At 35.3% G+C, this 9,624-nt stretch carries 9 protein-coding genes and 1 pseudogene; 9 read left to right on the plus strand and 1 reads right to left on the minus strand.

What is annotated here, in order from left to right; all coding sequences use genetic code 11:
- Window positions 1–19 precede the first annotated feature (19 nt).
- From lacA to G6O73_RS12285, 6 genes are read left to right on the plus strand one after another with little or no spacing between them, the layout of a single operon-like run.
- Window positions 20–448 carry a galactose-6-phosphate isomerase subunit LacA gene (gene lacA, locus G6O73_RS12260; RefSeq protein ID WP_057885361.1) on the plus strand — a complete coding sequence of 143 codons (429 nt, stop codon included), beginning with the start codon at window positions 20–22 and terminating at the stop codon, window positions 446–448.
- Between the two features lie 31 nt (window positions 449–479).
- Window positions 480–998 carry a galactose-6-phosphate isomerase subunit LacB gene (gene lacB, locus G6O73_RS12265; RefSeq protein ID WP_057885362.1) on the plus strand — a complete coding sequence of 173 codons (519 nt, stop codon included), beginning with the start codon at window positions 480–482 and terminating at the stop codon, window positions 996–998.
- A gap of 13 nt (window positions 999–1,011) precedes the next feature.
- Window positions 1,012–2,013: a tagatose-bisphosphate aldolase gene (lacD, locus tag G6O73_RS12270; protein ID WP_219935186.1), complete on the plus strand. Its 1,002-nt coding sequence runs from the start codon at window positions 1,012–1,014 to the stop codon at window positions 2,011–2,013.
- A 50-nt stretch (window positions 2,014–2,063) separates the two neighbouring features.
- On the plus strand, window positions 2,064–2,966 hold the full coding sequence (locus tag G6O73_RS12275; protein ID WP_245002960.1) for an aldose 1-epimerase family protein: 903 nt from the start codon (window positions 2,064–2,066) through the stop codon (window positions 2,964–2,966).
- 12 nt (window positions 2,967–2,978) lie between these two features.
- Window positions 2,979–3,659 (plus strand): DUF4867 family protein, encoded by a 681-nt coding sequence (locus tag G6O73_RS12280; protein ID WP_057886672.1) that lies wholly within the window; start codon window positions 2,979–2,981, stop codon window positions 3,657–3,659.
- Window positions 3,660–3,675: 16 nt separating this feature from the next.
- On the plus strand, window positions 3,676–4,617 hold the full coding sequence (locus tag G6O73_RS12285) for a hexose kinase (RefSeq protein WP_057886671.1): 942 nt from the start codon (window positions 3,676–3,678) through the stop codon (window positions 4,615–4,617).
- A 57-nt stretch (window positions 4,618–4,674) separates the two neighbouring features.
- Here G6O73_RS12285 and G6O73_RS12290 read toward each other — a convergent pair whose 3' ends face one another.
- Entirely contained in the window at window positions 4,675–5,436 is a 762-nt protein-coding gene (locus G6O73_RS12290) for a MurR/RpiR family transcriptional regulator (protein WP_057886670.1), read from the minus strand.
- A gap of 137 nt (window positions 5,437–5,573) precedes the next feature.
- On the opposite strand from G6O73_RS12290, the gene pfkB reads away from it, so the two are divergent.
- The 3 genes and pseudogenes from pfkB to G6O73_RS12305 all read left to right on the plus strand — a co-directional run bounded on the left by pfkB (window position 5,574) and on the right by G6O73_RS12305 (window position 9,512).
- On the plus strand, window positions 5,574–6,482 hold the full coding sequence (pfkB, locus tag G6O73_RS12295) for a 1-phosphofructokinase (protein ID WP_219935188.1): 909 nt from the start codon (window positions 5,574–5,576) through the stop codon (window positions 6,480–6,482).
- Between the two features lie 46 nt (window positions 6,483–6,528).
- Window positions 6,529–8,518: pseudogene (locus G6O73_RS12300) on the plus strand (fructose-specific PTS transporter subunit EIIC).
- 16 nt (window positions 8,519–8,534) lie between these two features.
- Window positions 8,535–9,512: a tagatose 1,6-diphosphate aldolase gene (locus tag G6O73_RS12305; RefSeq protein WP_219935189.1), complete on the plus strand. Its 978-nt coding sequence runs from the start codon at window positions 8,535–8,537 to the stop codon at window positions 9,510–9,512.
- Window positions 9,513–9,624: the final 112 nt, after the last annotated feature.

Raw genomic sequence — 9,624 nt, forward strand, 5'->3', positions numbered from 1 at the left:
TAGAGATGGAGGATTAGCAATGAAAATCGCATTAGCAGCAGATAAAGCAGGATTTGAACTGAAAGAACACATTAAAAAGTTTTTGACAGATAAGGGATATGATGTCCTTGATTTAACGGCAGCACCAGCAGTGGATTTTGTTGATTCATCTGTTAAACTTGCTCAGACCGTTTTGGCTAAAAAAGCTGATCGTGGAGTGATGTTTGATGAATATGGTGTCGGCTCAGCGATGGCTAGCAATAAAGTTCATGGGATGGTTACAGCAAATGTCACTGAAGAAAATACGGCCCATATGACTACGCAACATAATGGTGCAAAAGCAATTGCTATTGGAGCTGGAATTGTTGGTCCTAAATTAGCTGAGAATATTGTAAAAGCATATTTGAGCGTTAACTATGCAGGTGGACGTCATCAAATTAGATTGGATATGCTGGAGAAAATGTACTAATTAAAAATAATTTTGACGGAGGGAATAGATAATGATTATTGCACTAGGAAACGATCATATTGTTACAAGTGTTAAAATGCAGATTTCAGATTTTTTAAAAGCTAATGGACATCAAGTAATTGATGTTGGTACCTATGACAATACTCGCACGCATTATCCAATTTACGGTTTGAAAGTTGCTGATTTGGTACGTGATGGGAAAGCTGACTTAGGGGTTGTTCTTTGTGGAACAGGTGTTGGTATTTCGACAGCAGCAGATAAGAATATTGGGATTCGCGCTGCTTTGGTTGGTGATGTTGCCTCAGCAAAATACGCTAAAGAAGAATTGAATGCTAATGTGATTTCATTTGGTGGAGCAGTTGTCGGTGAACACTTGGCAGAAGATCTTGTTGCTGCATTTTTAGATGCTGAATATCATGAAACGCCAGAAAATAAGAAATTAATTGAAAAAATTAATCAAGTTGAAGAAGATAATTCTCAACAACATGATAATCCACATTTCTTTGATCATGAGTTGAAATTGTGGTCAGAAGGATACTATCACGATTAAGGAGGGGTAATTAGTGGATGCTTTATTAATTGTTAATGAAGAAAAAAAGAAGTATTTAAAAAATCTTTCAAATGAAAGCGGTGTTATAGCTGCTTTGGCAATTGATCAACGTGGCTCTTTGAAAAAAATGCTGGCACAAGCAGCTGGAAAGCCTAGTAATGAAACTGATATCGTTGAATTCAAGAAATTGATTTCAAGTGAATTAACTCCGTATGCTTCAGCAATTTTACTTGATCCAGAATATGGATTGCCAGCTGCTGACAAAAGAGCTGCCAATGCTGGGTTATTGATTGCTTATGAGAAAACCGGTTATGACACAACTGAACCGGGGAGAATGCCAGACTTATTAGCGGATTGGTCAGCTTTAAAACTTAAAGAGGCAGGAGCAGATGCAATTAAGTTTATGCTGTATTATGACGTTGATGAACCAGAAGAAATCAATCGGAAAAAGCAGGCATTTGTTGAACGAGTTGGGGCTGAAAGTGCAGCAGCTGGATTACCATTTTTCTTAGAGCTGATGTCATATGATGCTAAGATTGCTGATACTAAGAGTAAAGAATATGCAGCAGTTAAACCGCATAAAGTTAACGCTATGATTAAGGAATTTGCCAAGGATCGTTATTTGGTAGATGTTTTGAAAGTAGAAGTTCCGGTAAATATGGCTTATGTAGCTGGTTACAGTGGAGAAAACGAAGCGGTTTATTCAAAAGAAGAAGCGGCAGAATATTTTAAAGAACAAACAAAAGCAACCAATAATGTGCCATTTATTTTCTTAAGTGCTGGGGTCAGTGCTGAACTTTTCCAAGAGACATTGAAGTTTGCAGCAGCAGCAGGATCAAGCTTTAATGGAGTACTTTGTGGTCGCGCAACATGGCGTGGAGCAATTGAACCGTTTGCCAAGGAAGGAAAAGAAGCCGGAAAACAGTGGTTGGATGATCAGGGACGAAAGAATATAGAGGAATTGAATGATGTTTTAAAGACAACAGCCAACTCTTTATTTGAAAAACTTGATTGATGCTTTAAAGAGAAGCAAACGAGTATTTTATCGAGTGCTTCTCTTATTTTTTGACAAAATTAGGGGATGGAAAAATGATTACGATCGAAAATCAATATTTTCAAGCAGAAATTGATTTACATGGTGCACAATTAACACATCTATATCACAAAAAAGCTGATTTTGATTATCTTTGGAATAACTCAGCTTGGAACAAACATGCGCCCTTACTTTTCCCAGCAATTGGTCGTTCTAATCAGGAACAATATTTATTGAATCATCATCCTTATCCAATGCCGCAGCATGGTTTTATTGCCGATCAGGATTTTCAAGTGATTAGCCAGACTAAGAGTAAAGTTTCTTTGCAGACTGAAGCAACAGCAGCAACTAAAAAGTTTTTTCCATTTGATTTTGTTTTGGAAGTAACTTTTGGTTTAACATCAGTGGGGTTAAAAAGTTTTTTTACAGTAATAAATAATTCAAAGAAAGTTATGCCATTTTCATTGGGGTCACATCCAGCTTTTAATGTACCAATAATTTCCAAAACTGAATTTTCGGATTATTATTTGGAATTTGCGGGAGATTTTGAATTACCTTTAAAAGCTTTTGAAATTATAAAAGCTCCTGCTCCATATCGCACAGGAAAGATTGAAACCTTTGCAAACCAAAAAAGAGTTCCCTTAACACATGATTTGTTTTCGAAAGGATTAAGGATTATTGCTAATCAACAAGTTAAACAAGTAAAATTGGCATCAGACAAAACGGAACATCAAATTATTGTTAAACTGGATGATTTTCCAAATGTTTGTCTTTGGACAAAAGAAGATAAAAATCTGTCGTTCTTATGCATTGAACCCTTTAGTGGATTGCCCGACATTTTGGGAGAACCTGTTGACTGGTATACCAAAGAAGCCAATTTACAGTTGAAACCAGCAAAAAGTAAACAATTGCAGTACGAATTACTATTAAAGTAAGAGGATGATTAAATGACCGATGCGAACACTTTAAATAAATTACAACAGAAAAATTCTGAATATCATATTGAACAAATTAATCAAGCTAATTTCAAAGTATATGGCAATGTATTGTCAGATTATGATTTGACAGAAGTAAAAAGTTTCTTTGCTGAAAATGTATCTTACGGAGAAAATGGAAATTCCTATAATCCATCTAATCAAGAATTAGAAAGAATTTCCGTTATTCAAAAAATTGGGAATGATATTTTTGCCGGAATGAATTTCTCAGCCGGAGAATGTACCGGTCAAGCTCAAAGTTTTTCAGCAGTTGAATATCACCAGGGCAGTGAAGTTAATATTATGTTAACTGATGTTGTAATGGTTTTAGGAAAAAGATCGCAAATTCAAAATGGTTTATTTAATGCAGCAACTGAGGCCAGAATATTTTTTATTCCAGCAGGAACGATAATTGAAATGTATAGCGACACACTGCATTATAGTCCAATTAAAGTGGAAAGCAGTGGTTTCAAAGCTGTCGTGATGGTTTTACAAGGAACTAATCAACCATTGCCGGCCGGTTTTAAATCAACTAATCCTTGGATAGTTAAAAAAAATAAGTTTCAAGCAGCGCATGCAACTAGAAAAGACAAATTAGCGGCTGGTAGTGTGGAAGGCGTTTCAGGTAAATTAATCAAATTAGAGCAAATTTAAAAAATGGGGTGAGTAGATGATTTTAACAGTAACGATGAATCCTTCAATTGATATGGCTTATGATTTATCACAATTAAAGTTAGATCAAGTTAATCGAGCTGCTAATGTGCAAAAAACAGCAGGGGGTAAAGGCTTAAACGTTACCCGCGTAATTAATCAAATGGGACAACCAGTAATTGCAACCGGATTGCTAGGTGGGAGATTCGGACAGTTTATTAATGATAAGCTAATTGAAGAAAAAATAGCTGCATCTTTTACAGAGATTGCAGGTGAAACTCGAAATTCAATTGCTTTGCTGCATGATGGCGGTAAGCAAACTGAAGTTTTAGAAAGAGGACCACAAATTGCTTTACGTGAGCGGCAGAACTTTTTGAGTGATTTCAAAGAATTATTGAATAAAGTTGATTTAGTGACAATTTCTGGTAGTTTGCCACAAGGACTTGAAGAAGATTTTTATTCTCATTTGATTGAAATTGCAGCGGAAAATAATGTTGCAGTATTGTTGGATACCTCGGGGCGTTCTTTAAAAAATGCTCTTGGGAGTACTTGCCAGCCGCTGCTGATAAAACCTAATGCAGCTGAACTGGGGGACTTAGTTAATCAAAAGATATCAGATAATGATATAACTGAAGTTGTCGCCGCACTTAAAGACCCACTTTTGGCAAAGCTTAAATGGATTTCAACATCGTTAGGAAGTAATGGGGCGGTGGTTAAATTTGAAAACAAACTTTATCGGGCTGAAATTCCTCGAGTAGCGGCAATTAGCCCAGTTGGTTCGGGTGATGCGTCACTCGCTGGTTTGGCGATTGGTATTAGTTTAGGCAAAACACCAATTGATACAATCAAAACCTCAATGACACTGGGAATTTTGAATGCTTTAGAAGCGGCAACTGGCTGGGTTAATCCTAGCAAATTTACTGAGTATTTTGAACAGGTTAAGGTCACAGAAATTAGATAAACTAATAAAAACGCTATCAGTTATTATTGATAACGTTTTTTTATACATATTTTATAATTAAAGCAGGTGATGATCTTTTTTTGTTCGAACAACATAAGAATCCATTAATATTCTGGTCATTATCTGTAAGGGTAGTCTTGATTGAACCTCGTAATCAGGAAAGTAGGTTGTTTCAGATTTAAACCCTAAAAACAATAAATCAGAAAGACCAGCTAGAGGAGAATACGAATTAGTTGTAAAAACTATTTTTGTAATTTCTTTTTTTTCTAATGACTTGGCAGCATTTACAAGTTCTTTAGTTTGACCATTCAATGAGATGAAAATCACTACACAATTGTACTTAATTTGTTTTGCGACCGTTTTAATTATGTTTGGATCAGTTTGAAGCTCGGCATATTTTCCGACTAACTGTAATTTCATTTGTAATTCTCTTCCAATGGGTTCAGAAAGACCACGTGCAAAGATATACACCATTTTAGAGTTTTGAATTTGTCTGATTGTATCTTCGACTATTCCAATTTCTAAATTTCTTAGCGTATTATTTAATTCAATTTCGTTTTTAAGAATAACGGATTTTATTTCATTATCTGCTTGAGATAAAATTTGATATTTTGGACCGTTTTTTTCTTGACTAAGAATTTGATGTCGAAAAGCGGTATATCCAGAGTATCCTTTTTTTTTCATCGTCCTAACAATTGTAGCTGTAGAAACATTAGCGTATTCACTAAGTTTTACAATTGAGAGTTCACTAATCTCATCAATATGATTTTGAATAAAAGACCAAAGATATTCCTCAGCATTGCTTAATTTCTTCTCCATAGCTAATCCTTTCATGTAAATTGTAAAGTATTTTCGGATTTTACCAAATTATAGTATATAAAAGAAAACATTTTCAAAATATACTATTTAAAATAGAAAATGTAAGGAGTAGATAAATAGAGAAAGGAGAGATTTGAATGATTTATACTATTACTCTTAATCCAGCAATTGATCTTTTTATTGACACCAAAAAGCTGGCAGCAAATAGTGTCAATCGAACTAACGGATATGATCTACAAGCTAATGGAAAAGGAATCAATGTTTCTTTTATTCTAAATAAAATTGGGATTCCAACTACAGCTACAGGAATAGGAGGCGGTTTTACTCTTGAATATATTAAGAATAAACTTCAACTTAATCATATACCATATTATTTTACCAAAAGTCAAGGACTAACTAGAATTAATGTTTTTACCAGAGTCAAAAGTGAAAACAAGGAATATAAATTAGTTAATCCTGGACCAGAAGTAACTTTAGCTGAACAAAAAAAGTTGTTAACTTATTTCAAAGAAAAATTAAAAAAGGACGATCTGATTTGTATTTCAGGTAGTTTCTCTACTGGAATTTCTCCTGACATTTTACAAGACTTTGCTAAATTAGCTGAACAGAAGCAAACAAAATTGGTCATTGATACTAGTTATCAACAAGTTATGGATATTTTACCTTATCATCCGTGGATCATTAAGCCAAATGAAGATGAAATCAAAAAATGGTTTAGTCTGACAGGTCAGGTTGATCAGAAACAATTAGTGAAATTAGGCAAACGGTTAGTTACTAAGGGAGCTCAAATGGTACTGATTTCTTTAGGGTCAAAAGGAGCTTTGTTAATAACCTCAAGTAAAGTTTTTTATGGAAACGCTCCTAAGATTCAAGAGCTGAATACAGCTTGTGCAGGAGATTCAATGCTGGGAGCGTTTATTGGAAATTTAATTAATCAGAAAGGTTTGGAAACAGCGTTAAAAAAGGCGATTGCAGCTGGTAGTGATGCTGCTAGACAAGAGTGGATCACTAATTTTATAACTGCTAAAGAATTGGAAAACAGATAAAAATCGAATCAAATAATATCTAATTTTTTAAAAGGAGGTTTTAAAAATGGCTAAGTACAAAATTATTGGGGCTACAGGCTGTGCAACTGGAATTGCCCACACTTATATGGCTCAAGAAGCACTGGAACAAGCAGCAAAGAAAATGGGAATGACAATCAAAATCGAAACTCATGGGCAAACAGGGATTGAACATACATTAACTTCAGATGAAATTGCCGCTGCTGATGCAGTAGTTGTCGCTTCTGATATTAATGTTGATGCAGATAGATTTGCTGGTAAGAAAGTGATTATTGTCCCAGTTGCTCGGGCAATACGTGAACCAGATAAATTGATTGAAAAAGCTTTATCAGCAGAAACACCAATTTACAAAGCAAATAAATCTAGTAGTAGAAAACCACATAACTCAGATAGTTCTGCAACAAATGAGAGTGTAGTTACTAAAATCTATACATCATTAATGAATGGTGTTTCGCATATGCTACCACTGGTTGTAGCAGGAGGAGTTTTGATTGCTGTTTCATTTTTCTGGGGAATTTATTCAGCGGATCCTAAATCTTCTCAATATAATCAATTTGCCTATATTTTAAATACAATCGGTAGCACAACAATGAATTTAATGGTACCAGTTTTATGTGCCTATATTGCAGAAGCTATTAGTAAGCGTTCAGGTTTAATCGTAGGTTTCGCAACCGGGATGATTGCTTACAATTACGGTACCGGGTTCATTGGTGCAATTGTTGGTGGCTATTTAGCAGGATATATTGTTATTTTATTACAAAAACTCCTAAAGCCAATTCCAGACAAAGAATTCCGTGGCTTAAAAGCAATTTTTCTTTACCCCGTTCTAGGTGTTTTTATTTCCGGTTTAATTATGTATTTAGTTTCGGCGCCGGTTAAAGCTGCTAATCTCGGTATGATGGACTTTTTAAAGGGAATGCAAAATGCTGATCCCATTATTTTAGGAATCATTATTGGATGTATGTGTGCGTTTGACTTTGGTGGCCCCGCTAATAAAGCAGCTTATTTAACTGGTACAGCCTTATTAGCGCAAGGAAATTATTATTTTATGGCTGGAGTATCTGCCGCGTGTATTGCACCACCTTTAGCTACCGGATTTGCAGTTTTGATGAATTCAAAAGCATATTCTAAAAATGAGCGCAGTGCAGGTTACGTTAACTTTCTTTTAGGCTCAACTCATATTACTGAAGGAGCAATTCCGTTTGCTGCTAAGAATCCGTTTTTAAACATTCCGGCATTTATGGTGGGCTCCTCAATTGCAGCCGTTTTGTCCTATATGTTCAAAATTAGTGACCCAGCTCCTCATGGCGGTTTCATTATTCTGCCACTAGTAAATCATCCATTCTTGTGGGTATTATTCATTTTAATTGGTTCAATCGCTTCAGGAGCCTTACTAGCACTAATCGCTGGTCGGCAATATAGAAAGCATGGTGGTTTGGTTGAAAGCGCTGGTGGAATGGATTTGATTACTGGAGTAGGTTCAGTTGACGAAACTTTTTCAGAAAAGGTTGATGAAAAGCATCAAACAAATATTATAGAAAAAAACAATAGTAATTTGAGCGGAATTTTGAATCATAGAAATGTTTTTCTAAATGTAACAGCTAAAGATCAGCAAGAAGTTTTACATTATTTAGCCAAACAAGCTGTTGACTTAGGTTTAGCGAGTTCAGAAGATTCAGTTTTTGAAAAATATATCAAGCGTGAACATGAAGGTTCTACTGGGATGGAAAATGGAATTGCAATTCCACATGCACAGGACACATGCACAGGATGATACGATCAAAAAATCAAGCCTTTTGATTGTTAGGCTGAAAGATCCAGTAAATTGGAATACTTTTGATGATAAGCCAGTTGATACGATTATTTCATTCTTGATTCCGCAAAAAGATAATGGAACACATTTGAATTATTTATCAAGTACCGCTAAGCTTTTACTGCATCAGGACTTTGTTGATCGGTTAAAAGCTAGTCAAACAGGTGACCAAATTGTTGAACTTTTCAAACAATATAAAGCATAAGATGGGATGGGAAAAAATGAAAAACGATAAGAGAGAATTTTTAAAAAATCTTTCAAATGAAAGCGGTGTTATAGCTGCTTTGGCAATTGATCAACGTGGTTCTTTGAAAAAAATGCTGGCACAAGCAGCTGGAAAGCCTAGTAATGAAACTGATATCGTTGAATTCAAGAAATTGATTTCAAGTGAATTAACTCCGTATGCTTCAGCAATTTTACTTGATCCAGAATATGGATTGCCAGCTGCTGACAAAAGAGCTGCCAATGCTGGGTTATTGATTGCTTATGAGAAAACCGGTTATGACACAACTGAACCGGGGAGAATGCCAGACTTATTAGCGGATTGGTCAGCTTTAAAACTTAAAGAGGCAGGAGCAGATGCAGTTAAGTTTATGCTGTATTATGACGTTGATGAACCAGAAGAAATCAATCGGAAAAAGCAGGCATTTGTTGAACGAGTTGGGGCTGAAAGTGCAGCAGCTGGATTACCATTTTTCTTAGAGCTGATGTCATATGATGCTAAGATTGCTGATACTAAGAGTAAAGAATATGCAGCAGTTAAACCGCATAAAGTTAACGCTATGATTAAGGAATTTGCCAAGGATCGTTATTTGGTAGATGTTTTGAAAGTAGAAGTTCCGGTAAATATGGCTTATGTAGCTGGTTACAGTGGAGAAAACGAAGCGGTTTATTCAAAAGAAGAAGCGGCAGAATATTTTAAAGAACAAACAAAAGCAACCAATAATGTGCCATTTATTTTCTTAAGTGCTGGGGTCAGTGCTGAACTTTTCCAAGAGACATTGAAGTTTGCAGCAGCAGCAGGATCAAGCTTTAATGGAGTACTTTGTGGTCGCGCAACATGGCGTGGAGCAATTGAACCGTTTGCCAAGAAAGGAAAAGAAGCCGGAAAACAGTGGTTGGATGATCAGGGACGAAAGAATATAGAGGGATTGAATGATGTTTTAAAAACAACAGCCAACTCTTTATTTGAAAAATAACATCAATTTTAAATTTTAAGAAGCTAACGACAACAAATAACGTTGATGTTAGCTTTTTTCTGATTTAATTTGATATTTTAAGTTTTTTGCTTAGAATGGAAATGTCAAAAAA

Source organism: Liquorilactobacillus nagelii DSM 13675, assembly GCF_019444005.1.
Taxonomy (GTDB): domain Bacteria; phylum Bacillota; class Bacilli; order Lactobacillales; family Lactobacillaceae; genus Liquorilactobacillus; species Liquorilactobacillus nagelii.